Here is a 25,692-nt window from a genome sequence, read left to right as displayed (position 1 = left end):
CCAGAAAGATATCGAATTACTGAAATGCAAAGAATGCGGGAGTTGGATGAGACCCAATATTTTATGGTTTGATGAATATTATGATGAAAAGACGAATAAAAAATTTAGTTCCTTAAAGGTAGCAAAAAACTCAGGAATTCTTTTTATTGTTGGTACATCTGGAGCAACTAATTTGCCAATGGCGATTGCAGAAACAACATTAAAATACGGAGGAACAATAGTTGATATTAATACAGAAGATAATTTGTTTACAAAATTGCTTAAAGACAAGAAAAATAAAATTACTATTCGTGCAACCTCAACAGAAGCTTTAAAAACAATACATGAGATATTGCATAATGTTGTTCAAGAGGAAAAGAAATAAAAACCTCTTCTTTCGGGAAATTTATGTAAACTTGCACTTTAGACTATACCCAACTGCATCTTTATGTCTTAGTGACGTTTTTCAATCTGTTTTTGAAAAACGATCTGCAAAATTCTTTCAGGATTGTTTATTAAGATGTATGCAAATAATAAAAACTTCATTTGTTTGAAAAGGCTTGAAATAAAAAAAAATATTACGAAAAAAGAGGATGAGAGTCTTTCTTTTCGAGTTTATGATCTTAATAAAGAGAATTTAAAAAACTATTTAGAACCGCATAAAAAGGATCACTTTTGTATTCTAATGGTTGAATCTGGAGCAATTCAGCTTCATTTAGAAGAAGAGATAATACATCTCAAAGCAGGCAAAATTTCAATGATTTTTCCTGATCAGATTTCGTCTCTTTCATTTTTGTCTTCTGAGTTGTCTGGAAAGATAATTTTATTTGAAGAAGTACTGTTTTGTTCCGATATTTTGAAAAACGAACTCCTGTCTTACAACGTAAATCTTTCTTCGCATTTGAAATGTATATTCTTGTCTCCGTCAGAACTGGAACATGCAAAATCGATGGTTTCGTTTATCGAGAATATTTATTCCGATCCAAGTCTTATTAGAAAAGAGCAAGGAAGGTTTTATATTAAGATTCTGCTTTTAGGATTAATAGAATCGGTACATGGTAAGCATCCTGTTTTTCAGCATGAAAGCGATAAAACGCTATATATTCGTTTTAAAAAAATGCTTAACGAAAGGTATAAGAATGAACGAACAGTTCAATATTACGCTTCTAATTTGGCAATTACAACTAAAAAACTAAACAGTATTACCAAGAAACATTGTGGTGAGACAGTAATCAATGCAATTCATAATCGAATTCTTCAGGAAATAAAAAGACTTTTGATGTTTTCGGATCTTTCTCATAAGCAAATTTCGCTCGAACTTGGATTCAGTTCTCCCTCAGCACTTAATAAATTTGTAAAAAGCAAATTGGACGAAACGCCTACGGAACTTCAAAAAGAATTGGCTCAAATTTATATCAAATAGACTTGATTGTATAACACAGCCCGCAATAGCTGAAATACTTTTGTACCTATATTTAAACATAAAAATAGAGTATAAAATGAGCAAGTTATTTATTGCAGGAGAAGTTTTCCATGGTGCGGGAAGTCTTGAAGAATTAAAAAAAATTAAAGGAACTAAAGCGGTAATCGTTACAGGTGGAAGTTCGATGAAAAATAGTGGTTCTTTGGATAAAGCGGCGGCTTATCTAAAAGAAGCAGGAATTGCAACTGAAATTTTTGAAGGTGTAGAAGAAGATCCGTCATCTGCAACTTGTTTTAAAGGAGCAGAATTAATGAAAAGCTTTGAGCCAGATTGGATCATTGGATTAGGCGGATGTTCTGCAATTGATGCGGCAAAAATGATGTGGGTTTTCTATGAATATCCAGATGCTGATTTTGAAGCTATGATCAAACCTTTTAATGTGCCAGTTTTACGTAAAAAAGCAAAATTTATTGCAATTCCATCTACTAGCGGAACAGGTACAGAAACTACAGGTTTAGCAGTTATTACAGATCGAGAAAAAGGAGTTAAATATCCTATTGTTTCATACGAGCTTACGCCAGATATTGCTATTGTTGATGGTGAAATTTGTGCTTCTATGCCAGCGCATGTAACTTCAAATACAGGTTTAGATGCTTTAACACATTGTGTTGAGGCTTATGTGTCTAATATCGAAAATAATTACGCAGATGTGCTTTCTAAAGGAGGTTTAGAAATTGTTTTTGATAACTTGAAAGAAGCAGTTCAGAATCCATCAAATATTCAAGCACGTCAGAATATGCACGATGCATCTTTCATGGCTGGACTTGCTTTTAATAATGCATGGTTAGGAATTGTTCACTCGTTATCTCATCAAGTAGGAGCGTTATATGGAATTCCTCATGGAGCATCTAATGCCATCTTTTTACCGAATGTTATTCGTTACAATTCAAAAGAAAGCAATCGTTTCCCTGATTTAGCAAAAGTAATCGGAAAAGAAACTGCCGAAGACTTAGCGCAAGCAGTTGAAACTTTAAGAGCCGATGTAAAAAATCAGGCAGCAATTAAAGATTTCGGAATCTCTAGAGAAGACTGGGATAAAAATCTTGATTTTATTGCCAATAATGCATTTTTAGATCCATGTACCGGTTTCAATCCAAGAAAACCTACTGTTGCCGAATTAAAAGAAATTTATAATGCGTGTTATGAAGGTGTTGTTTATACTGAGCAATAAAACGCTTCTTTTATAGAATTTATTTTAATTAAAAAAGAGCTGTCCAATAATAGACAGCTCTTTTTTTTATTATAGAATTTTAATTGTTTCGAATCTTTTCCCGAAATTCTAAAGGAGCCATTTGTGTTCGTTTTTTAAAAAACGTACTGAATGACTGCGGATGTTCGAAACCAAGATTGTAGGCAATTTCACTAACAGATAATTCACTTGCAGACAGTTTCTCTTTAGCTTTATTAACGAGCTTTTCATAAATATGCTCTTTTGTATTTCTTCCTGTATGTATTTTCAAGAAATCGCTGAGATAGTTTGGAGAAAGACTGAGTGCTTCGGCGATTAGACCAACGCTTAAAAGACCTTTTTCTGCTGAGTCATCATTGTAATATTCATTAATAAACCTTTCGAATTTTGTAAGCAGAGCATGACTGCTGTTTTTTCGGGTTATAAACTGTCTTTCATAAAAACGGCTCGAATAGTTTAAAAGCAAATCAATTTGTGACAGAATAATGTCTTGTGTATGATGATCAATATGCTGGCATTCTTTGTCAATTCTATCTAAAATTTCAATCAGATAATTTTCTTCTTGTTCAGATAAATGTAGTGCTTCATTGACGGCATACGAGAAAAATCCAAAATCAAATATTTTCTGTGCTAAAGGATGTTTTAAAATAAAATCTTCATGAAATATAAGAAGAGAGCCTTCGCCACATTCCATTGTATGAAAATCCAAATACTGGACTTGGTTGGGTGCCGTAAAACTTAATACGCCTTTATCATAGTCATAATGTCCTTGACCGTATCTGATTTTTCCTTTTGCATTTCTTTTTAAAGCAACACAATAGAATTTATTCGTAAATCCTTTCCAGATTTCATCATCAAGAAAAACACTTTGAGATAAATTGATAACACTAACCATTGGGTGTTTAGGTTCTGGAAGAGAAAGTAAACGGTGAAAAGCAGATACGGATACTATAGTATTCATAACAACGGTTTTTTTAGTTTAGTCAAGAAGTCCCATACTGAACTCATCATACGGAGCCCCAGTATCTGTTCCCAAAGGTACAATACTTTCTAATTTTAAAAGATCGTTTTGGCTCAATTCTATAGCAGCAGAACCAATATTTTGTTCAAGATACTTTCTGCGTTTAGTTCCAGGAATAGGTACAATTCCTTTACTGATAATCCATGCTAAAGCCAATTGAGATGAATTGACATTTTTTTCTTCAGCCATTTTTTCAACCGCTTTTACCAATTCAATATTTTTATGGAAATAGTTTTCCTGAAAACGAGGAATAGCTCTGCGGAAATCATTTTCAGGAAGATCATCAATAGAACGAATCTGCCCAGATAAAAACCCGCGCCCCAAAGGCGAATAAGCTACAAAACCTATTTCTAATTCTTCTAATGTTTTTAAGATTCCTCTTTCTTCTACGGTTCTTTCAAATAAAGAATACTCACTTTGCACCGCCGTTATGGGATGAACTTGATGTGCTTTTTTAATGGTTTCAGAAGATACTTCAGATAGTCCAATATATTTTACCTTACCTTCTTTAACAAGATCGCTCATTGCGTCGACGGTTTCTTCTATAGGAGTGTTTTTGTCTAAACGATGCATATAATACAAATCGATATAATCTGTATTTAGATTTTTAAGTGAACGTTCTACTGCCTTTTTGATATACTTTTTGCTTCCGTTTATGGCCCAAGTTACTTTTCCGCTATCATCTATTTCCCAACCGAATTTTGTAGCTATTATATATTTATCACGTTCTTTTCCGATCGCTTTTGCTATAAGCTGTTCATTTTTTAAAGGACCATACAAATCTGCTGTATCCAAAAAATTACCACCCAATTCAAGTGAACGATGAATAGTTTGAATCGCTTCTTTTTCGTCTGCAAGACCGTACATATTTCCTTCCTCAAAACCTGTCATTCCCATACATCCTAAACCAATTGGCGGAATAACTAATCCTTGATTTCCTAATTTAATCTGTTTCATCTTTTATAATTTTAGTTGCATACAAATTTCGAGAAAGACTGAAGACATATAGGTTTGCTAATTACGGAAGATTGTATTTAAATTACTTATGATTAGATTGGTTTCAATTGATTACTACTGTTTCATTTGAACAACTTGGTTTCATGTTATAAAATGGAACATCAAACAAGTGAAGATACCGTAAACTTAGGGAGCAAAAAATTAATTTTAGGATTGATACTAATCCTAAAATCACAAATCATGAGAAAAAATGCTCTAGCAGTACTTTTAACAGGCTTAACTTTATTGGTACTTTCTGATATAGAAGCTCAAACTAAAAAGAAACCCAATATCATAATGGTAATCTCAGACGACACGGGTTGGGGAGATTTAGGAGTTTATGGAGGAGGAGTGGGTCGTGGTATGCCAACACCAAATCTTGATAGAATGGCAAAAGAAGGCATGCAATTTTGGTCGTTTTACGGACAGCCAAGCTGTACTCCCGGAAGAGCTGCCATGCTTACAGGACGTATCCCAAATCGTAGCGGTATGACTACTGTTGCTTTTCAGGGGCAAGGAGGCGGATTACCGAAAGAAGAATGGACATTGGCTTCTGTGCTAAAAAAAGCCAATTATAAAACCTATTTTTCAGGAAAATGGCATCTAGGAGAAGCAGATTATTCTATGCCCATAGCACACGGTTTTGATAAAATGCAGAATGTGGTGCTGTATCATTTGAATGCTTATACTTATGCTTTTCAGTCTTGGAATCCAGAGATGTCTCCAGAAATGCTAGATCTTTTCAAAAAAGTAACGACTGGAATACTTGAAGGAGAAGCAGGCGGCAAAGCCCGTGAAGTTAGTAAAGTTACAGAAGAGAATATTGCTGAGCTAGATATGATGATGGTAGAGAATAATCTAAAACAGCTTGATGAATATGGAAAAAGCAAAGATCCGTTCTTTATGTGCATTAATTTTGCTAAAAATCATCAGCCAAACCTTCCTTCAAAACAATTTGTTGGAAAATCACCAGGAAAAAGTAAATACTCTGATGCTGTAGTAGAGATGGATTACAATGTAGGCCGTATTATGGATAAGATTCGTTCTTTAGGCATTGCCGAGAATACTATTGTTATTTATACAGTAGATAATGGTGCTTGGCAAGATGTACATCCTGATTCTGGATATACTCCGTTTAGAGGTACCAAAGGAACTGATAGAGAAGGCGGTAGCCGTGTGCCTGCAATTGCTTGGTGGCCAGGACAAATTGAAGCAGGAAGTCAAAGCCACGATATTGTGGGAGGGCTAGACCTTATGGCAACATTTGCCAGCCTTGCAGGAGTCGAACTTCCTAAAAAAGATAGAGCAGGTGCTGATATGGTATTTGACAGTTACGATATGTCTAATGTATTGTTTAAAAAAGGAACGCCGCTTCGCGACAGATGGTTCTATTTTACAGAAGCAGAACTTTCTCCAGGTGCGGTTCGTATTGGTAAATTTAAAGCGGTATTTAATACTCGAGGAGATAATGGCGCTATTGCAGGTAGTGATGCACCAGGACAACAGCTAGGATGGAGAGGCGACGAAACTTACGTAGCTACCGTACCAGCCATTTACAATTTGTGGCAGGATCCGCAGGAACGTTATGATTTGTTTATGAACAGTTGGACAGAAAAAACTTGGACAGCCATAATTTTTAATCAGGCTATTGCCGATTTGATGAAAACGTATGCGCAAATACCACCAAGAGCTCCGCAAAGTGAAACATTTACTGGCGAGATGCAGATAGAACGCTATAGAACTATTGAACAGGTGAAAAAAATGATGAATGAAAAGAAAGTTAGTCTTCCTCCTTTGAGTGTTGATTCTAAACAATAAAAAGAAAGTCGGACAACTGTCCGACTTTCTTTTTTAGAGCACGAAAAGTTCTTAAAACATTAAATTAATTTACGAGGCAATTATGCAGTAAAATCTAGTATTACTCAATTGTGATGCGTATATTTGAGAGAATAAAAAAATAAAGCCATTATGAAGAAAATAGGATTTTTATCATTTGGGCATTGGGCTAATCATCCATCATATAAAACTCGTACAGCGGCAGATACATTATTGCAGTCTATTGATTTGGCTGTAGCTGCTGAAGAAATTGGCATTGATGGTGCTTACTTTCGCGTGCATCATTTTGCGCAGCAGTTGGCATCGCCTTTTCCTTTGCTTTCAGCTATTGGTGCTAAGACTAGTAAAATTGAGATCGGAACGGGCGTAATTGATATGCGCTATGAGAATCCATTATATATGGTTGAAGACGCTGGATCTGCCGACTTGATATCAGAAGGACGCTTACAATTGGGAATAAGCAGAGGATCTCCAGAACAAGTAATTGACGGTTGGAGTTATTTTGGCTACGAACCTGATAAAGGTGAAACCGATGCCGATATGGGACGTAAAAAAGCGCTAGAATTTTTGGATAAGCTTAAAGGAGAAGGATTTGCAGAACCAAATCCGTATCCAATGTTTCCAAATCCGCCTGGATTGTTACGTATTGAACCTCATTCTGAAGGTTTAAGAGAAAGAATCTGGTGGGGAGCAGCGTCTAACGCCACCGCTATTTGGGCTGCCGAAAACGGAATGCATCTTCAGAGTTCAACGCTTAAATATGATGAAAACGGAAAACCTTTTCACGTTCAGCAAGCCGAGCAGATAAGGATATACAAAGAAGCTTGGAAAAAAGCAGGACATCAGCGTGAAGCTAGAGTTTCTGTAAGCCGTTCGATTTTTGCATTGGTCAATGAGCAAGATAGATATTACTTTGGCGGACAAGCTAAAGGCAATGATAGTTTTGGTTATATCGAGCAAGATAAAAGAGCAATCTTTGGTAAAAGCTATGCTGCAGAACCTGATAAACTGATTGAAGAATTGGCTCAAGATGAAGCTATTCAAGAAGCTGATACTTTGTTGTTAACTATTCCGAATACCATTGGAGTCGATTACAATATTCATATTTTATCGTCTATTTTAGAACACGTTGCACCTGCATTAGGTTGGAGATAGTTTTGATAAAAAAGAATAAAAAAGCCCTCTGTTTATTGGAGGGCTTTTTTAGTAAAAATTAACCTCTATTAGCTTCATTTGCTTGTCTAATTGCTTTTGAATCTGTCAGATTAAAACGATAGACAAAACTCAGACGATATCTTGCTGCATTAGGAATGCTATTATCTTTAATAACATAATCGGTTCCAGTTGTAACGCTTTTGTATTGGCGAAGATTAAAAGCATTCGTAACATCAAAAACAATAGTCGCTTTATCTTTAAACAGAAGTTTACTTAATCCGAAATCAATTGATTGTAAGGCCTGATTGATAGTTTGTGCATTGCGTTTTTCTCCACGAAAGTTATAACGCCCTTGAAAACTAAATTTAGCTGGAAGTTTGATCTGAGTACTTAATCTTGCAGTAAAGTTCTGACTGCTGTAATCAAGATTTTGTTCCATATAGTTTCCTTTTTGTTTAAAGTGATAATAATTCATTTCGGCATTAAGCTGAAACCATTTTAAAGGATTGTATAAGGCAGATAATTCAATTCCGCTTCTTATTTCGTAATCAATATTTATGGGTGTTGTAAGGAAAATATCATCTTGACGATACGTATAATCTTGAATAAACCCTTTTTCGTATTGATAGTAAACAGAAGGATTCAAAGTAAATGTTTTCCAGTTTTTTAGAAACGCCATTTCAAACGCATCAGTATAGGAAGGATTCAAATCAGGATTTCCAATGTATTGCGCATTCAAATCGGTAACTTCATTAAATGGGTACAAAGCGTATAATGACGGACGTTTAATGCGTTTGCTGTAATTGAGCTGTAAAGCAGAACCATCAAACTTATAGCTCAGATTGACAGTAGGAAAGAGCTTGTTGTAGTCTTTTTTATCACTATAAGCATTTTCTACATCTTTAATAGAAATATCTGTAAACTCAGCTCTCAAGCCCAGCATATAGCTAAACTTATTGATTTTGCTGCTAAATTGTGTATAGGCGCCAGTTATGGTTTCATCATAATTTAAATCATTATCAATATTCTGATAGATTACCCAATTATTATCCTGTTGTTCTTCTGCCAAATAATTACTCGAAACCGTTCTAATTTCAGTTTTTATTCCAAATTCTAAAGTAGAAAGGCTGTCAATTGGCTGAATAAAATCTGTCTTCGCCAAAAAATCTTTGCTATTTCCTACTGAGCTGGTTCTAATGCCAGGATAAATCATCGTATCAGGAATTAAACGTTGTGTAGAAAGATCCCATTTTTTGTCGCTATTCCACCAATCGTATTGCACATCAATTGTCCATTTTTTTGTTTTTTGTTTGAATGTTCGAGTATAATTAAACTCAAGCTGACTATAATCACGTTTTTCCAAAGACTTTCCGTGTCTGGTTAAAAGACTGTCAGGCGTTGTGTTTTCAAGATCACTATCGTACAGATATCGTAAATCGGTTTTATCATTATCATGCGTGGCATTCTTTAAGAAAGCAGCTGTTATGGTCTGATGTTCATTAATAAAATAATCGGCACCCATATAAAGCAATTTGCCATCATCGTGACGATCTTCATTTTGTACGCGATGCATATAATTTGGCGAAGTAGTACTATTGGTTACTTGATTGGTCGTATACAAACCTACGTAATCGCTAGAACGAATACTGAAATTAGAAAAAACATTGATTTTGTTCGATTTATAATTGATGCTCGGATTAAGCCGACTGTCATTTGGAGATCCAGCAACTAATCGAACCTGACCGCTAAAACCGCTTTTCTTGTTCTTTTTCAAAATAATATTAATAATTCCCGCAGAACCCGCAGCATCATATCTTGAAGAAGGATTAGTAATAACCTCAATTCTTTCAATTTGATCGGCTGCAATTTGGTCAAGAGCATTACTTTGAGTAAGTCCAGATTGTCTTCCGTTAATTAATACCAAAACATTGTTATTGCCTCTCAAACTTATTGTTCCTGTTTGGTCAACCGCAACAGACGGAACTCCATTTAAAACATCATGAGCAGAACCATTTTGCGAAAGCACATCTTTACCAACTTCAAAAACTTTTTTGTCTAATTTTAAACTGATATTCGATTTCTGGCCATTAATTTCTACTGCTTTTAATTGTACGGCATCAGTAATTAAATCAATTGTTCCCAATTCAATTTTTTGTTTTTCTGAAACAACTAGAGATTGTATACGAGCTTGATAACCTGTATAACTAAACGAAATAGTTGTTTTATCGCTTAAAGCTGTTTCAAGACTAAATAAGCCTTGATCGTCAGTTATAGTTGTAGCTAATGTTTTTGAGTTATCATCTTGTACTGTTACTGTTACGTAAGGCAATGCTTCTTTTGTCGCATTGTCTTGAACTTTACCAGAAATAACGGTTTGTTGCCCTATTCCTAAAAGAGGAATAAATAGAATTAAAGTGTTGATTATTAAGGTTTTCATTTGGATTGATTTTGTTGTACAAGATTAATTCATAAAATGAAGTGTTATTTCTGAAAACATTCAAACGGCTCTACGAACTTTTCAAATGCATTTGGCAATTGAATATTTGTTTTATCTTTATCTTATGTATAAATCTTACTTTTTCAACGTTTTACTTCTGCTGCTATTTACCTCGTGTAATTATTACAAAGAGTACGTTACAACCGACGTAACCTATGAGGTTGATTACGATCATCAGCAAATGGACTTGGGAAAACCAGATAGTTCGAGTTTTAAATTTCAAACAGATGTTGAAATCCAAAAACGTAACAATATTTCTGAATCTCTCGGACTTCAGATAAATGCTTTTGGTGCTTTTGATGTGTATTGGGATGGCGTTTTGGTGGGAAGAAACGGTCAAATGGCAAAATCGGATCGTGCTGAGGTTCCTGGGACAGAAACGTCGTATTATCAAATTCCGAAAAAATTATCTAATCTTGGAAAACATACCGTTATTTTAATCGGTTCACAAGTTTATAACAGAGAAGCAGAACGCGGTATAGATGTGAAACTTAAAAACTATCTCCAGCTTCATCGTTCACCGCTTGTTGTAGTATCTTTTATGAATCTTATGGCGGGCGCTTTTCTCATTGCAGGCATTTATTATTTCTTTTTGTATATAAACAGCACACGAAAAGAATTAGCGGTTTTGCTTTTCGGAATTATTTGTCTGCTTTTCTTTTGCCTTCTAATTATAGAATATGTAAAGTATTATTTAGAGATTCCTTACGATCAATTTTATACTCGTTTAAAGATTATAGGCTGGCTTACTTTTGCTATTTCAATGCTGGTGCCGTGGTACTTTATGCTTCAATTTGAATTTAAAAGAAAGAAACTATTTTTGATTCTTTTATTTATTTCTCTTTTAGCAGTTTATATTGGCTATTATGGGCATTATGATATTTCTGCAGCTTATTTTACCATTACAGCTCGATTTTTTTCAATTATAATCGCAATTGATGCTGCAATTAGAAAAACGAAAGGCGGACTTATTGTTGCGGCTGGTTTATTGGCGGGCGTTGTTGTCAACTATTTTATGTTTTATGATTTTGGGTTGTTTATTGCTTTTACCATTTTAGTGCTCTGTATGCTTTATTTGCATACGATACGAGCAAAAGCGATGGAAGAAGCACATAATGCATCATTGCTGCTTTCTTCTAGATTGCAATTAGAATTGATTAAGAAAAATATTCAGCCGCATTTTCTTCGTAATACTTTAACTTCATTGATTGATTGGATAGAAGAATCGCCAAAAGAAGGAGTTGTTTTTATTCGTGCTCTTGCAGAAGAATTTGATATAATGAATGATATTGCTGAAGATACACTTATTCCGATCAGACAAGAAATCGATTTGTGCCGAAGACATTTGGAAGTAATGTCTTTTCGGAAAGAAATTTGTTATGAATGGCAAGAAGAAGAAATTGATGAAAAGGAAACCATTCCGCCAGCTATTTTTCATACCATAATAGAAAACGGAATAACGCATAGTCTTCCTCCAGAACAAGGCTGTATCGTTTTCTGTTTAAAATTTACTAGAGAAAAGCAATTTAAAGAATACACTTTGCTGACTTTTGCCAAAAATCGAAAAGCTAAAAAAGAGAAGCGAATAGGAACTGGATTTAAATACATTGAAGCTAGATTAACAGAAAGTTATGGTACCAAATGGTCTTTTGATTCTCATTCTGTAGAAAAAGGTTGGGAGACTATCATTAAAATTTTTGATTAAAATGAAAATACTCATAATTGAAGATGAAGCTCGTATTGCCAAGAGAGTAGAAAGAATGACACGTGATTTCTTTGACAAAGACGCGCAGATTCTGCTTTCTGATTCTCTCGAAAACGGACTTTTGATTATTGAAAATAATGAAATTGATTTGCTGCTTTTAGATTTGAATCTGAATGGAGAAGATGGCTTTGAAATCCTGCAGACTTTTGTTGCTGGTCCGTTTCAGACCATTATTGTATCAGCTTACACCGATAAAGCCATTACAGCTTTTAATTATGGTGTTTTAGATTTTGTACCAAAGCCTTTTGATCAAAACAGATTATCGCAAGCCTTTACGCGCTTTACTGCTCAAGGAAAACAGTCTGGCGCCAATGTTCGTTTTTTGGCAGTAAGAAAAGCAAAGACCTTTAAACTCGTTCCTGTTAATGAAATTTTATACATAAAAGGCGCAGGAATTTATACCGAATTGCATTTGGCAAATAATAAAATAGAATTACACGATAAATCGCTTGAAGCTTTAGAAAAATTGCTTCCCGACACTTTCGAAAGAATACATAAATCGTATATTCTCTCTTGGGAACAAGCAGATAAAATTGCGGTTGAAGCAGGAGGAAAGTATAGTATGCAACTCAAAAACGGCGACTTGTTGCCAATCGGTCGTTCTAAGTATAAAGAGATTAAAAATAAGCTGATTTAGATTTCGAATGCTTTTTGATTTGAAGCGTTTCTTCTTTTCGATTACTACTTGTCAAAAAAGCAACCTAATGCAAAAAACGCATTAACTAATAGAAAAATAGCATTTTTGCGCATCAGGTTTTTGTATAGTTTTACCTTTAGAAAAGCACAACTACAATTTACCATAAAATGATAACAACCAAAAACCTTCTAATAAAACCTTACAGTCCCGAACATTCTGAATGTTTTTTTAAAAGCATAACCGATAATCGCGAATACTTGAACGATTACTTTACTAATATGCTAAAGGTTAACGACAGTTTGGAAGCAACAAAAAAATATATGGAGCAGAAAACCATAGATTGGCAAGAAAATAAAGGTTTTGCTTGCGCTATATTTTTAAAAGAAAATAATGAACTTGTAGGTCATATATCGGTTAGAGAAATTGACTGGAGAGTGCCAAAAGGTGAACTTGCTTATTTTATTTTCGAAAAATATAGTGGAAATAATTATGGTGCTGAAGCATTAACAGCATTTAAAAATTGGTGTTTTGCAAAGAAAAAGTTTAATAGATTATTTATGAAAATTGCTGTAGATAATACAGCAAGCATTAAAGTTGCGGAGCGTTCTGGATTTGTATATGAAGGGCTTTTAAAGAAAGATTATAGAAAAAGAGAACAAGACTTAACAGATATGAAAATATACGGATATACTGAAGATCTAGAATTCGTTAGAACGACTTCTCAAAACACCGATTTTGCAAATTTAATTGTAAAACTAGATGAGAACTTAGCAAGCAGAAATGGAGACATGCAGGAATACTTCAATCAGTTTAATAAGGTAGATGCTATTAAGCATGTTATTATTGCTTATATCAACGGCGTTGCAGTTGGTTGCGGAGCTATAAAACAATTTGATAATGAATCTGTTGAGGTAAAACGTATGTTTGTTTCTGAAGAATATAGAGGAAGAGGAATAGCATATAATATTTTAAACCAACTTGAAAGTTGGGCAAAAGAATTGGGTTATACGTTTTCTGTTTTGGAAACAAGTAATGTGCAAGTAGAAGCGGTAGCATTATATACTAGAACTTATACAGTTATCGAAAATTATGGACAATATGCTGGAATAGAAACCAGTATTTGTTTTAAGAAAGAATTGTAGAAGGTTTTTAACTAAAACAACTTCGATGTTTTATTAATTAAAAAACATCGAAGTTGTAGGGTTTATTTTTCCGGTTCAAATTTTCTTTAAAGTGTATTATATATTATAAAGCATCCCAAGAAGCACTAGGATAGTAAATAGAGCTTGTTACAGGAGCTTTCCAGTATTCTTGACTTCCGCCACGGAAAGTATGTAGGCTTACTGCATTGACATTTCGTTTAGAATCGTTTGTTACCCAACGAATTTTTTCGTTTAATATCTCTGTGCCATTTACATAATATTTAACATATCCGTCAGTATTCGATCCTGTATTTAGTTTCACAGATATCTGGCAATTATAAGTAACCCCTTCCTGTATATAATATTTCTTTCCAAAATCATTGCCATATTGTCCAGGCTGATCTCTATAATACACATAAGGCTGAAGATAAGCGCCACTTCCTTTAGCAGAATTAGATCCGTTTGGGCAATACCACATAAATCTTGCGCTACCGCCATTTCCGTCCCAACCTGGATCACCGCCTGTATTTTGGTCGCCAATTAAGATACCATATCCGCATTTGCCGCCTCGGCTCCAGAAAAATCCGTTGTTAAATTTCATTTGAAACCAAACCGTATAAACTCCAGTAGACCAAACACCATACGATGTGCACAATCCACCAGGGCAAGATAAGGTGTTGGTTTGTAAAGTTATGGTTCTTGCAGTAGCCGTTCCTTTTGCAGTTGCGTTACCTTGAAGTTCAGAACTTACCGAAAGAGTATCTTTATTAGCCAATACGGGTGCATCTTTCTTAGCAGTTTTAGCCACATCTAAATCTTGTTCCTTTTCGCAAGAATAAAATAGCAATGCTGCAGTGGCTAGCATACAAGTTAATTTTATGATTTTCTTCATTTTTTAAATTTTAAGGTTAGTAAACAATTAATAGTTAGTAAAATAGATAGTAGTATTTGAAACCGAAAGTGTAAAGTTGATTATTAATAGTTTAGGCAAGGGGTAATAAAGTACGTTTTTACGTACACATAAATCCAGTGTACGTATTTAGTATACAAATAGTATGCTTTTTGGAAGTAAAAAACCTGCTAAATATTGATTGTAAATTATAATATATTGTAATTGGTTGATTTTTAATATTTTAATAAATTGATTGGATTTAGGTAAATTCTGGTAAAAAAGAAATAAAAAGATTTTTACTACATTTGAAGTACAAACAAAAACATTTGCCCCATTAATCATTATTATTAGCCACTATGAAATTGTATGCACTTTTTTTAACAGTAAGTCTGCTTCCATTTACTGTATTTTGTCAGAAGACAATAACTCCAGGAGGCAAGGATATCAATACCAAATACATTAAACAGGAAAAGTCTCTTTACACAGTATATTATGTTAAAGATACAAGCTGGACAAAGATGGGATCATTAGCATATGATATTACTTTAGCCAACAATCAGCTAACGTTGTCCAATGTCTATACTCCAAAGGACAATGGAAAAACGACTACACATATTTCTGTAGCAGATGCTCAAACGCTAAAACCCATTAGCTATACTAGCGATAGAAAGGAAACGAAATTAAACTTAGATTTTACTGACCCCATTACAGGAAATTATTATTCTAAGAAAACAAAAAAGGATAAAAAATTAAAACTGAATCCGACAGAACCATTCATAGATTTCAATTGGACTGACCACATGATTGGTACATTGCCATTAGATGTAGGTTATAAAGCCCGTTTTTTTCAGTTTTATTATAATGATGAATCAAAAGTGCTTACAGAGCCTTATAGTGTCAAGGAGGTAAAAAGTTTTAGCTATTACTCTCCAAGAACAGGTAAGCATGATACATGGCTTGTTACTGTTTCAGAAGAAAGCACAGGTGCTGTGTATAATTATATAATTGATAAAAAGGACCACCGTCTTTGGCAACGCGAAATGTCAATGGGTAAAGGTATGTGGGAAATTACGGTTAACGAAGAGTTAGATTATCAGCCCATTAAAAGTAAATTTAACAAAGAGCAAGTTGTTCAGCAGATTTCAAAAGGCAATAGTGTTATTATTGGAACAGCTTATGCAAGAGCAAACTCTGGTAAAAAATTAGGAGGTTTAGTAAATACAGCTAAAAAGCAATATGCTCCAAAAGGAACTGAGATTACACTTTTTCCAAGTTCTGATTATTATGAAGAATGGGTAGAAGTCAACAAAAAAATACGAAAACAGAAAAAAATGCCAGAAGTTCCTCTACATTCTGATTTTGGTTATTCGGTAAAAAAAGCCAAAGTATATGATGACGAAGGACATTTTGAGTTTTTAGATCTTATGCCAGGCACTTATGTCGTTATGGCTAGTTTCGATTTTTCTAACTCTTACAACTATTCTTATGTCTCAGGCTATACCAATTATTATAACTATTGGGGCTACGCAGGTTCTACAACTAATTATGGAACAGCAAGATCGTCTTACATAGACAAAGCTAATATTGAGAAACGTGTAACCATAAGTAAAGATGGCGAGAAAATAGAAACCAATTTAAAAGAAATGTAAGCCGAATGTTATATAAACTAATTTAAAGTGATAAAAAGAGCAGGAATAGCATTTTTAGCTTTTCTTATTGTTTGTAATGTGATTATATCTACTGTAATAACAATAGGAAGTCTCATTACGAATAGTTATTTGAACGAATATGAAAATCTAAAAAGCTTTAGGAATAAAAATAAATACACTGTAAAAGATGTTTTATTAATCAAACAAATTTCTGAAGATGCTGGAACAGGCGAGGGAACGGGATTATCCTACCTAGTTAAAGGAATAACTTTAGGTAATCAATCAGAAATAGAATTAAGAGTAACGAAGCTCGAATATCTAAAGGAAAATTTTGATAAGCAACCACTTTACAAAAGCAAATTGACAGGAAATTTTTTCTTAAGAGATGCTCCATTAGAATACTATAATTTTCAAACTAGATCTTGGTATCTTGCTATTTATTTTAAAGTTTCTTTTTATGTAATTTTCGGATTAGTATTGTATAAAGGAATAAGTTACGCTCGTGAAAGATGGTTTTACGCCAAAATAACAAGATAAAAAAAAGCTCATTTAACAAATAAATGAGCTTTTTTTATTTGTCTTATCTTGAAATACAATCAGAGGTAGATGATTTGTAAATAATACAAACGCTGAATTATTTAAAGATGTTTAAATTTTCATCATAAATCGGACTTTGAATATTTAAAAACTTCAAGACACTGTGAAATACATTTTGTTGCGAAAGTGTCTGATTAGGCTTAAGTTTAATTGAATCGTTTGAAACCCAAACAATAAAAGGAATTTCATATTGCTCTTTTGGGGCAATGCTCAAAGGAAGACCATGCATGTAAAGATTTTTTTCTCCTAGTGATTCTCCGTGATCCGAAACGAATAGCATGGTGCTGTTATAATCTTTTAATTGTTTCAAGTCTTCAATTATAGTATGCAAGATATAATCTGTATAAACAATTGTGTTGTCATAAGCATTTATTAACTCTGTTTGAGAGCAGTTTCCTAATTCAACACTATTGCAGAGGGGCTTAAAAGTTTCAAACTGCTTCGGATATTTTTTACTGTATGTTGGGCCATGACTTGTACTTGTATGCAGTATTATTAATATCTTGTTTTTTGCACTTGCCAGTATTTGTTCTTTTAATCCAGTTAAAAGAATTTCATCATAATTACATCCTTCACCTTTACAGTTAGGCATTAGAACGTCTCTTTTTTGATAATTTTTTATATGCACAGGAGGTTCTCCCCAGTTTGTAGTTCTCCAAACAACTTCAACATCATTTCGGTACAAATAATTAGGCAGAATTTCATAAAGATCATCAGTTTTTTTATAATCTAAAATAGCTTTTACACCAGCAGTAGTATATGTTGCAGAAGATGTTGCATTAAAGTGGTAAAGATTTTCTGTTTTAGAAAGATATGGATTAGTATTTTTTTTGTATCCATATAAAGAAAAATTCTGACTTCTTGCAGATTCTCCTATTACTAAAATTACAACAGATTTTTTGTTGTCTTTTATAGTAGCATTAGGCAATAGAATTTCTTTTTCATTTTTTTTATGTTTATGAATATAAAAAAGTGAAGTGTTTACAGAATAAGACCATGGCATTGCAAGTCCGCCCAATGTTTTCGAATTTTTATCAATCCATAACCAGTTTCCAGCATTTACAAATACTAAAATTAGAAGAAATAAAAGAGTAAGAGAAATTGTTTTCAAAAAGGTTTTGGCGGGCACATTTACAATTTCAGTTTTGATAATGTACAGGCTAGGCAAAATGCCCAAAAAGAAAACGTAGATTATTAGTTTAAAAGAGAAAAAACTGCTTGATTCATCATAATTTGTGTTTAGTATATTACCAATCATGCTTTCGTCTATGATAACGCTATATGTATTAATAAAATAAACAGCAATTGCACTAATAGTAAAAAAAAGTACCAGTAGAAATTTGCCAAAGTATCTGGCTATAAATAAGAAAAGATAAAAAGCAAAGAAATTTGCAACAATCATTGCTATTACAAGGCTGATAATAATAATTATTCCGTTAAAACTTTTATAATCAATATTATGAAATACAAATTTAAAGAATGGATAGTGAAAGAATAGAAAATTAATAAAACTCATTAAAAGAGCAAAATGAGCTATTTTTAAATTACCTCTTAATATAGGCTGTAGTAATTTCATAAAGGGATATAATTATAGCGATTAAAGATAGATAATAAATTACCAGATTTTCGTCAATTATTTTATGTATAAGGCAGCAGGCGCACATGGTAAAACCTAGAATAAAAATAGGATAGAATTTTTTATTATTAATCCATCGCCAAATATTATATTTTCGATTTATAAAAATACCAAGCAATCCTGAGATGTATCCAATGATGGCTCCAACAATTACATCAAGAGGATAATGTGCACCAACAGCGACTCTGGTTAATATTAAAACGAATCCTAAAGCAGTCAGCATACAGCACCATAAAATTTTAGAACTTAATTTTAAAGGCATAAATCCAAAAAGCAAAATTGTAATGGTTGTAAAAATGGTAATAGAATGTCCAGAAGGCATACTATTATTTCCGCAGACTATTTTTCCGATAATTATAAAGCTGTTATTATCCAATGCGGCTGCAGGTCTTGGAACTGCAAAGAACCCTTTTAAAAAATTGCAAAATAAAAGAGATAGGAGTGATCCCGAGGCCAAAGCTTCCCATATTTTAGGCACATAAACAACAAGAATAGCCAAAAAAGAAAATGGTATCAAAGCATTTCCCGCTTGTGTTAGATTATATTCAATACTTGGAAATTGACCTAAGATAGAATTAATGTAATAAAAACTGGTTTTTTGCAGTGCAATATAAGAATCTGCAGTGAAAGCATTTTTTTGAAAAAGAAAGGCTGCAATTGCAAAAAGGAGTAAAATAGGCAGAAAAAATAATGACATCTTTAATTTTGAGTATCTGTCTCCGACACTTGCGTTAATACATTCTGCATTTTGAAAAATGTCTCTGAAAGGTATTTTTTTTTCTAAAAACGATTTGTAAAAAGGATAATCCATAGTTAATACGACTGCAATAAATGTTGTTGAATCTTTTCTAAATGTTTTTTTTGAAGGGAAATTTAGATTCCAATTCTGAATTAATTCTGATTTTTTTCTCAATTAATTTTTATTTAATGCAGTTTTAATAAGAACTTTATATAGACTAATTTTTAAAGGAAAATAGATGTTTTTACATAGAATGATTTTGAATAAAACATGCAGAATTTTTTCAGAATTATATCTAATATTTGCTTTTTTACAATTCATTAATAATCTTAAAAAACAATAAATTATGTGGTGGATATTTGCCTTACTTTCGGCTTTGTTTGCAGCTTTGACTGCTATTTTTGCCAAAATGGGTATCAAAAATGTAGATACAGATCTAGCTACGGCTATTAGAACAGTAATTATCTTGATTTTGGCATGGGGAATTGTTTTTTTTAAGGGTGTAACAAAGAATATTTCCCTACTTACTAAAGAAAATTTGATTTTTCTTTGTTTGTCTGGTATTGCAACAGGTCTTTCTTGGATATTTTACTTTAAGGCTTTACAAGCCGGAAAAGTTTCTCAAGTTGCGCCAGTAGATAAAATAAGTGTTGCTATTGCTGTAATATTATCAGTTATATTTCTGCATGAAAAAATAAGTCCGCTAGGAATTTTGGGAGTATTGCTTATTATATCTGGAACAATTTTAATGATCTATAGTTAAGCATAAAAAAGCCTGCTATGTAATAAGCAGGACTTTTTTATATGTTGAGGTTTTATTGCTTGATTAATTTTTTCAGTGTTTTAATTTCTGCTTTAAGTTTCTTATTCTCTTTTTCGAGAGAGTCGATTTTTTTTAGCATTTCTACAGGTGTAAATGTATTAGACACACCAGTTTTGCCAGAAGAAAGGCTTGCACGTTTGTCGTTTTGATAAATATCTTCTTTATTGACACCTAGAACCAATGCAATTCTTTCCCATTCGGAATCAGAGATGCTAGTAAGACCTCGTTCTTTTCTACTGTAAGTTCCCTGCTTCATGTTTACAAGAACAGCCATAACATCTTGATTGATTTGACGCTTTAAGCGAATTTCTTGAAGTTTTGTCTTTTTTGCCATTTAAAATAAGATTATAAGTTCAAAAGCCATAAAATCTAAATTTGAATTTTTGAAATCTAGAATTTGTAACTGTATCCAAAACGTATTACTTGTGTCTCATAATAATCTCTGCTATTGTATGAGAAGCCCATTCCTTGAACTTCTTTTTGAATTATAAGGGTATTAAAGATATCAGATGCATTTAAAAAAACTTCTCCCTTTCCTTTCTGAACCGTTTTTTTAATTCCAAGATCTACTGAAAATCTTGAATTAATTTTGCCTTGAGGAATAATGTCTGGAGCTAAATAAATCATTGAAATTTGCCCTTTTAAAGTCTTGTCAAACAGTAAAGTATTGTTCCATTTTAAATTTCCAGAAACCATCTGTTGTCGTTCGCCAAAGTAGGTGCTTGGTTGCGGATACAAATTGGTAACCGAAAAAGCATCAATTGTATTTTGATAAAGATTTCCATTCAAATTAAAAGAATACCATGAAGTAAGTTCTTGCGTATAAATGGCCTCAATACCAGCCGAAGTACTTTTATCTGCATTCTGAAAAACATTATAAATCAATGTGCTTCCAGGAACAGTTGTCGCAATTCTAGTTATGGTTCCGTTTATAATTCTATAGTAAAGAGAAGCTATCAGACTTCCTTTTTCGATGCTTTTTTTGTATCCAAGTTCAAATGCACTTGTAAACTGCGGCCTTAAAGCGGGGTTGCCGACTTTTATGATCTCTGCGTCATCATATTTTGGAAAAATACGAATATCCACTTCATTTGGCCTGTCAACTCTACGGTTATAAAATGCTGTAATTTTATTTTGTTCATTTATTTTATAGCCAAAACGAACACTAGGAAAAGGTTCTGTATAATTATAACCATCACTTTTATACGTTGGATGATCGGGATTTACATCATAGTTCAACTTTACATATTCGAGACGAAGTCCTATTTCTGCTTCAATTTTATTCGTTTCGTAGATGTAATTAGAATAGAGTGCAGGAATAATTTCTTTGTATACTGCCCAGCCGCCAGCTGCCGCATCAATAGGAGAATTTTCGCCTGGAAAAAACTGCATATTGGTTGGAATCTCTCGATTTCTAAATTTAAAACCAGTTTCAAAACGTCCATATTTTAACGGGCGAACATAATCGACATTCAAATCGAGAACCTTTTCATCAGAAAGGAGCTTAAAAGCATCTTGACCTATAAAGTCAGGCAATGTGTTGGTAAAGAAATATTTCTCGTCTTCTCTATGATAAGTATAATTAATTCCAGCGTTTAGCTTATGGCCAGCTTCCATAAATTTATGTTCGTAAGAAGCACTTGCCATTACAGTTGTTTTTAATTCATCTTCTAAAAACTGCCATAAACGAAGACGTTGTGAGTAATCTTGATTAAAGAAAGGCTCATCTCCATTATCAATAATTTTTTCACTACCAAAAAGACCAGAAAAAGCAAAAGTATTGTTCTCGTTATAATTCCAGTCAATGCCCGTTTTTAATGTTGTAAAATGCGTATCGCGATTTCTAACTGTTTGCTGATTTATAACAGTGCCATCATCATAAGTACGGTTTACAAATTCGTTTTTATTAAGTGTTTCTGTATACAAATAATCAGCTTGCAGATAAGCGTTTATTTTTTCTTTGCGATAATTTAAGGAAAGCGAAGGATTTATTTTTGGTGTCATTTGGTATTGAGGACGTACAGAAGGAAGATTTGCTTTTCGCTCCCACAAAGCGCCATATCCCGAACTAATTCCAATTTTACCATTAAAGCCTTCTTGTTTGTTTTTTTTATAAATAATATTGATAATTCCGGCATTTCCATTCGCATCAAATTTTGACGATGGATTATTTATAATTTCAATTTTTTCAATGGCAGAAGCAGGAATATTATCCAGACCCGATTGGTTTCCAAAACCAGTAAGAGCAGTTTGTTTTCCATCAATTAAAATTATTACTTTATCATTTCCTCTAAGCTGAATTTTTCCATCGTTGGTGGTAACACCAGGAAGAGATTGCATAGATTGAAGTACAGATCCGCCACTTTGCGTGATATTGTCTGCAACCGAAAATACTTTTTTATCTATTTGATTACTTGAACCTGAAGGTTTATTGGACACTACAACTTCAGCAAGATTATTGATGTCTGGTTCAATTTCAATACTATTCAGATCAAGATAATCAGAAAGATTTCCGATAAATAGTTTCTGTGTCTTCATTTTAAATCCTGTTGAAGTAATTTCAAGCAGATAATTTCCAGAAGTTATATTTGGAATAGTAAAGCGTCCATCTTCGCTGGTTACTGTTCCTGCTATGAATTTTTGATCAGAGGCGTTTTTAATTATGACATTGGCAAATGGTACAGCTTCTTTAGATACATTATCTTTTATAAGACCTGAAACAGATGCAGTATGGTTTTGTGCGGTCGTGCTGAAAACTTCTATTATTAGAAATGAAAACAGCAAAATCATTTTTAATTTCATTGTACTGGATTATAAATATATTGCAGAACAAAGATTAAAAGTGATTTTGCAGAAATTCTGAATTAGCTAAAATCTAATACTGAAGCAGTGTAGATCTTGGTCAAAAGTGTACTTGATTTTCCAATTGTTGGCTTCAGCAATTTTTTTAACAATAGCCAGCCCCAGACCGCTTCCTTGAGAAGAAGGATTGCTTTTTGAAAATCTATTGAAAAGTTTTTTTGTATCAAGAGGGGCTTTTACTCCAGTATTTTGAAAAATAAGTTCATTTTCTAGCGTGGTTACGATAATGCTTCCGTCTTTTTTATTATGACGAATGGCATTAAGAAAAAGATTATTGATTAGAACCTCAGTTAAGGTTGGATTCGCTGTTATTTTTAAACTAAATCTGAAATCGGTTTTAATTGCAATACTTTTAGATGCTGCCTGTTCAGTAAAAAAGTCAAGATGTTTTTCTATATAATTGTTGATTACGATAGGGCTTTTATCAAAATAAATTTCATTATCGATTTTAGAGAGCAACAATAAGTTTTTATTAAGTCTGTTAAGTCTCGATACATCATTAGAAATCGAGCCCACTAGATTAGATTGCTCTTCATTAAGATCGAGCTGTGACAAAGTCTCTATTTTTGTTTGGAAGAGAGTAAGAGGAGTTTGAAGTTCATGAGCAGCATTTTCAATAAACTCTCTCTGGCTTTTATAAATAGCTGTGTTTTTTTCTATTAAAAGGTCAAGACTTTTATTTAAACGATCAAATTCGTCAATATCAGTAGGAGTAAAGTGCGGAGCTTTGTTTTTGTCAATTTCAAAGTCATGAATTTGATCTAAAGTATTGTAAAAAGGTTTCCATAGTTTAGCCGATGTTATTTTTGAAAGCAATATAATTCCAATAAGGAGTATGATGATGATTACTAAAAACATTGCTGCTACACTAAAAACCATTCCTTCCATTTCGAGAAGATTAATTCTTTCTGTATAAGTATATTTTTTACCATTTATTTTAACAGGAGAATATATAATACGAAAAGGTTCATCTGCCTCAGCAATCGAATCGTACATTATAACCCCAACAATACTGTCCTTTTTTACGCCCATATCGGGAACAATCATAACATCACGATTGTATTTATTCCAAAGCTTTATATCTTTTTCTGTAAAATTAGAATGACTCTCTTTAACAAAAGCACCTTTATGCATCAAAAGAACTTCTTCTGTTTCATATATATAAAGCCATTGGCTAATGAAATAGAAAACAGGAGCAGCAATCAGAAGTATTATAACTGAAAAAATAAGAAAGCTTTCTGTGCTTTTGTGAAGTAATTTTTTTTTATTCATTTTCCCATCGATATCCTAATCCGTAAACCGTTTTTATATAATCTCCAGCGCCAGCCTGACTGAGTTTCTTTTTTAAGTTTTTTATATGAGCATAAATAAAATCATGATTATCTAGCATATCTGCCATATCGCCAGAAAGATGTTCTGCAATTGCAGATTTTGATAATACTCTTTCTTTGTTTCCGATAAGAAATAATAATAAATCAAGTTCTTTTTTGGTAAGATCAATTTTTTGATCTTTTATCGTAACATTTTTTGAGAGAATATCAACAGTTATTTCGTTATACACAACAGAATTACTGCCTTTAAAGTTTTTGCGGCGTATAAGAGCCTGCATGCGAACAAGAAGCTCAGAAAGATGAAAAGGTTTAGTAAGAAAGTCATCGGCTCCAAGATTAAAACCTTCTATTCTTGTTTCTAGAGTTTCTTTGGCCGAAATGATAATTATGCCTTCTGTTTTATTTTTATTTTTTAGTTCTTTTAATATTTCGAATCCGTCTCCATCAGGTAGCATTAAATCTAAAAGAATGCAATCGTAATCATAACTTTCAATTTTGTTAAGTGCTAGACTATAGGTATGAGCTGTTTCACATTGAATGCCATTGCTATTAAAGTAATTTTTAATGTTTTTGGCAATTTCTTTTTCGTCTTCTATAATTAAAATTTTCATGCTGCGAATTTTCATTTTAATTTTGTAGAAAATCTGAATTTTAATGTACTAAAATTATAAAAAAAAATATTTAGTTAAGTAAGAGCTTAGCATTTTAAATACAAAAAGGAGATTAGCTTTTCAGCCAATCTCCTTTTCAAAAAATAAAAATGAAAACTACTAATTCCAGCCACCTCCTAATGCTCTGTAAACATTAACAAAGGCGTTCATCTGCTGTTTTTTGGTTTCGATAAGTTCAAATTTAGATTCTAAAGCATCTTTTTGAGTCAATAAAACTTCCATGTAATCTGCTCTGGCAGAACTAAACAAATTGTTAGATATCTGAACAGATTCGTTTAAAGCATCAACTTGCTGTGATTTCAAGCCGTAGCTTTTTGCTGTATTTTGAATTTTAGACAATTGGTTGGCAACTTCGATATAAGCATTTACCAATGTTCTTTCATAATTGTATACAGCCTGAATTTGCTTAGCTCCAGCGGTAAGATATTCTGCTTTTATTGCATTTCTATTAATTAGAGGAGCAACCAAATCGCCTGCTATAGAATACAACAAAGATTCTGGAGAAGTCAGTAAATATTTGGTATTAAAAGCTTCATATCCAATCCCTGCAGAAATGCCTAGCGAAGGGTAAAATTTCGCTTTAGCAGCTTTAATATCCAGTTTTGCGGCAATTAGTTCCATTTCTGCTTTTTTAATATCTGGACGATTTTCTAAAAGCTGGGAAGGTACTCCTGCGTGAATATCTGCTGGAGTAATAGTACTGAAAGTATTGCTGCTTCTAGCAATTTTTTGAGGAAAACGCCCTAATAAGAAATTGATTTTATTCTCCGTTTCGGTAATTTGCTGCTGAAT

The 25,692-nt window shown here is 33.0% G+C and carries 22 protein-coding genes; 11 read left to right on the top strand and 11 right to left on the bottom strand.

Annotation, left to right across the window (positions count from 1 at the left end; translation table 11 throughout):
* The 3 genes from B3J44_RS06875 to B3J44_RS06865 form a co-directional block, all read left to right on the top strand.
* The coding region (locus B3J44_RS06875) for a Sir2 family NAD-dependent protein deacetylase (RefSeq protein WP_286967291.1) at window positions 1-364 on the top strand (364 nt) is incomplete at its 5' end.
* 165 nt (window positions 365-529) lie between these two features.
* On the top strand, window positions 530-1,402 hold the full coding sequence (locus B3J44_RS06870) for a helix-turn-helix domain-containing protein (protein ID WP_286967288.1): 873 nt from the start codon (window positions 530-532) through the stop codon (window positions 1,400-1,402).
* Window positions 1,403-1,478: 76 nt separating this feature from the next.
* Complete coding sequence (locus B3J44_RS06865) at window positions 1,479-2,633, top strand: iron-containing alcohol dehydrogenase (protein WP_286967283.1); 1,155 nt, start codon at window positions 1,479-1,481, stop codon at window positions 2,631-2,633.
* Window positions 2,634-2,712: 79 nt separating this feature from the next.
* Here B3J44_RS06865 and B3J44_RS06860 read toward each other — a convergent pair whose 3' ends face one another.
* Both B3J44_RS06860 and B3J44_RS06855 read right to left on the bottom strand, forming a co-directional pair.
* Complete coding sequence (locus B3J44_RS06860) at window positions 2,713-3,612, bottom strand: helix-turn-helix domain-containing protein (protein WP_286967271.1); 900 nt, start codon at window positions 3,610-3,612, stop codon at window positions 2,713-2,715.
* An 18-nt stretch (window positions 3,613-3,630) separates the two neighbouring features.
* Window positions 3,631-4,629, bottom strand: coding sequence for an aldo/keto reductase (locus B3J44_RS06855; protein ID WP_286967266.1), 999 nt, complete (start codon window positions 4,627-4,629; stop codon window positions 3,631-3,633).
* 153 nt (window positions 4,630-4,782) lie between these two features.
* Here B3J44_RS06855 and B3J44_RS06850 point away from each other — a divergent pair, with 153 nt between their 5' ends.
* Together B3J44_RS06850 and B3J44_RS06845 are read left to right on the top strand one after the other, a co-directional pair.
* Window positions 4,783-6,486 (top strand): arylsulfatase, encoded by a 1,704-nt coding sequence (locus tag B3J44_RS06850; RefSeq protein WP_286967265.1) that lies wholly within the window; start codon window positions 4,783-4,785, stop codon window positions 6,484-6,486.
* 150 nt (window positions 6,487-6,636) lie between these two features.
* A complete protein-coding gene (locus B3J44_RS06845; protein ID WP_198855848.1) occupies window positions 6,637-7,659 on the top strand; it encodes an LLM class flavin-dependent oxidoreductase in 1,023 nt (340 codons plus the stop codon).
* A 58-nt stretch (window positions 7,660-7,717) separates the two neighbouring features.
* Here the strand turns inward: B3J44_RS06845 and B3J44_RS06840 are convergent, their stop codons facing one another.
* Window positions 7,718-10,096: an outer membrane beta-barrel family protein gene (locus B3J44_RS06840; RefSeq protein ID WP_286967260.1), complete on the bottom strand. Its 2,379-nt coding sequence runs from the start codon at window positions 10,094-10,096 to the stop codon at window positions 7,718-7,720.
* A gap of 124 nt (window positions 10,097-10,220) precedes the next feature.
* Between B3J44_RS06840 and B3J44_RS06835 the strand changes: the two genes are divergently transcribed.
* The 3 genes from B3J44_RS06835 (at window position 10,221) to B3J44_RS24230 (ending at window position 13,700) form a co-directional block, all read left to right on the top strand.
* Window positions 10,221-11,861: a histidine kinase gene (locus B3J44_RS06835; RefSeq protein ID WP_286967255.1), complete on the top strand. Its 1,641-nt coding sequence runs from the start codon at window positions 10,221-10,223 to the stop codon at window positions 11,859-11,861.
* A 1-nt stretch (window position 11,862) separates the two neighbouring features.
* Window positions 11,863-12,558 (top strand): LytR/AlgR family response regulator transcription factor, encoded by a 696-nt coding sequence (locus B3J44_RS06830; protein ID WP_286967254.1) that lies wholly within the window; start codon window positions 11,863-11,865, stop codon window positions 12,556-12,558.
* Window positions 12,559-12,725: 167 nt separating this feature from the next.
* The gene (locus B3J44_RS24230; protein ID WP_349678288.1) at window positions 12,726-13,700 is read left to right on the top strand and encodes a GNAT family N-acetyltransferase; all 975 of its coding nucleotides are present in this window, start codon (window positions 12,726-12,728) and stop codon (window positions 13,698-13,700) included.
* Window positions 13,701-13,803: 103 nt separating this feature from the next.
* Here B3J44_RS24230 and B3J44_RS06815 read toward each other — a convergent pair whose 3' ends face one another.
* Window positions 13,804-14,592 carry a polysaccharide lyase gene (locus B3J44_RS06815; RefSeq protein WP_286967250.1) on the bottom strand — a complete coding sequence of 263 codons (789 nt, stop codon included), beginning with the start codon at window positions 14,590-14,592 and terminating at the stop codon, window positions 13,804-13,806.
* Window positions 14,593-15,110: 518 nt separating this feature from the next.
* On the opposite strand from B3J44_RS06815, the gene B3J44_RS06810 reads away from it, so the two are divergent.
* Window positions 15,111-16,241, top strand: coding sequence for a hypothetical protein (locus B3J44_RS06810; RefSeq protein WP_286967243.1), 1,131 nt, complete (start codon window positions 15,111-15,113; stop codon window positions 16,239-16,241).
* A gap of 27 nt (window positions 16,242-16,268) precedes the next feature.
* Entirely contained in the window at window positions 16,269-16,778 is a 510-nt protein-coding gene (locus tag B3J44_RS06805) for a hypothetical protein (RefSeq protein ID WP_286967241.1), read from the top strand.
* Window positions 16,779-16,875: 97 nt separating this feature from the next.
* Here the strand turns inward: B3J44_RS06805 and eptA are convergent, their stop codons facing one another.
* Complete coding sequence (gene eptA, locus B3J44_RS06800) at window positions 16,876-18,396, bottom strand: phosphoethanolamine--lipid A transferase EptA (RefSeq protein WP_286967381.1); 1,521 nt, start codon at window positions 18,394-18,396, stop codon at window positions 16,876-16,878.
* Window positions 18,383-19,387 (bottom strand): phosphatase PAP2 family protein, encoded by a 1,005-nt coding sequence (locus B3J44_RS06795; protein WP_286967240.1) that lies wholly within the window; start codon window positions 19,385-19,387, stop codon window positions 18,383-18,385. The genes eptA and B3J44_RS06795 overlap by 14 nt, the downstream gene beginning before the upstream one ends.
* Before the next feature lie 172 nt (window positions 19,388-19,559).
* Here B3J44_RS06795 and B3J44_RS06790 point away from each other — a divergent pair, with 172 nt between their 5' ends.
* On the top strand, window positions 19,560-19,976 hold the full coding sequence (locus tag B3J44_RS06790; protein ID WP_286967238.1) for an EamA family transporter: 417 nt from the start codon (window positions 19,560-19,562) through the stop codon (window positions 19,974-19,976).
* Between the two features lie 52 nt (window positions 19,977-20,028).
* Here B3J44_RS06790 and B3J44_RS06785 read toward each other — a convergent pair whose 3' ends face one another.
* The 5 genes from B3J44_RS06785 to B3J44_RS06765 all read right to left on the bottom strand — a co-directional run.
* A complete protein-coding gene (locus tag B3J44_RS06785) occupies window positions 20,029-20,370 on the bottom strand; it encodes a helix-turn-helix transcriptional regulator (RefSeq protein WP_198855839.1) in 342 nt (113 codons plus the stop codon).
* 56 nt (window positions 20,371-20,426) lie between these two features.
* Window positions 20,427-22,838: a TonB-dependent receptor domain-containing protein gene (locus B3J44_RS06780; protein WP_286967230.1), complete on the bottom strand. Its 2,412-nt coding sequence runs from the start codon at window positions 22,836-22,838 to the stop codon at window positions 20,427-20,429.
* A gap of 66 nt (window positions 22,839-22,904) precedes the next feature.
* Window positions 22,905-24,170, bottom strand: coding sequence for a sensor histidine kinase (locus tag B3J44_RS06775; RefSeq protein WP_286967229.1), 1,266 nt, complete (start codon window positions 24,168-24,170; stop codon window positions 22,905-22,907).
* The gene (locus B3J44_RS06770) at window positions 24,163-24,840 is read right to left on the bottom strand and encodes a response regulator transcription factor (RefSeq protein ID WP_198855836.1); all 678 of its coding nucleotides are present in this window, start codon (window positions 24,838-24,840) and stop codon (window positions 24,163-24,165) included. Before B3J44_RS06770 ends, B3J44_RS06775 begins: the two co-directional genes overlap by 8 nt.
* Before the next feature lie 159 nt (window positions 24,841-24,999).
* Window positions 25,000-25,692, bottom strand: a 693-nt coding sequence (locus B3J44_RS06765) for a TolC family protein (RefSeq protein ID WP_286967219.1), incomplete at its 5' end; no start/stop codon positions are given.

This window comes from Flavobacterium sp. UBA4854, from assembly GCF_002399805.1.
Taxonomy (GTDB): Bacteria; Bacteroidota; Bacteroidia; order Flavobacteriales; family Flavobacteriaceae; genus Flavobacterium; species Flavobacterium ginsengisoli.
This window is presented reverse-complemented; position numbering and strand designations above follow the sequence as displayed.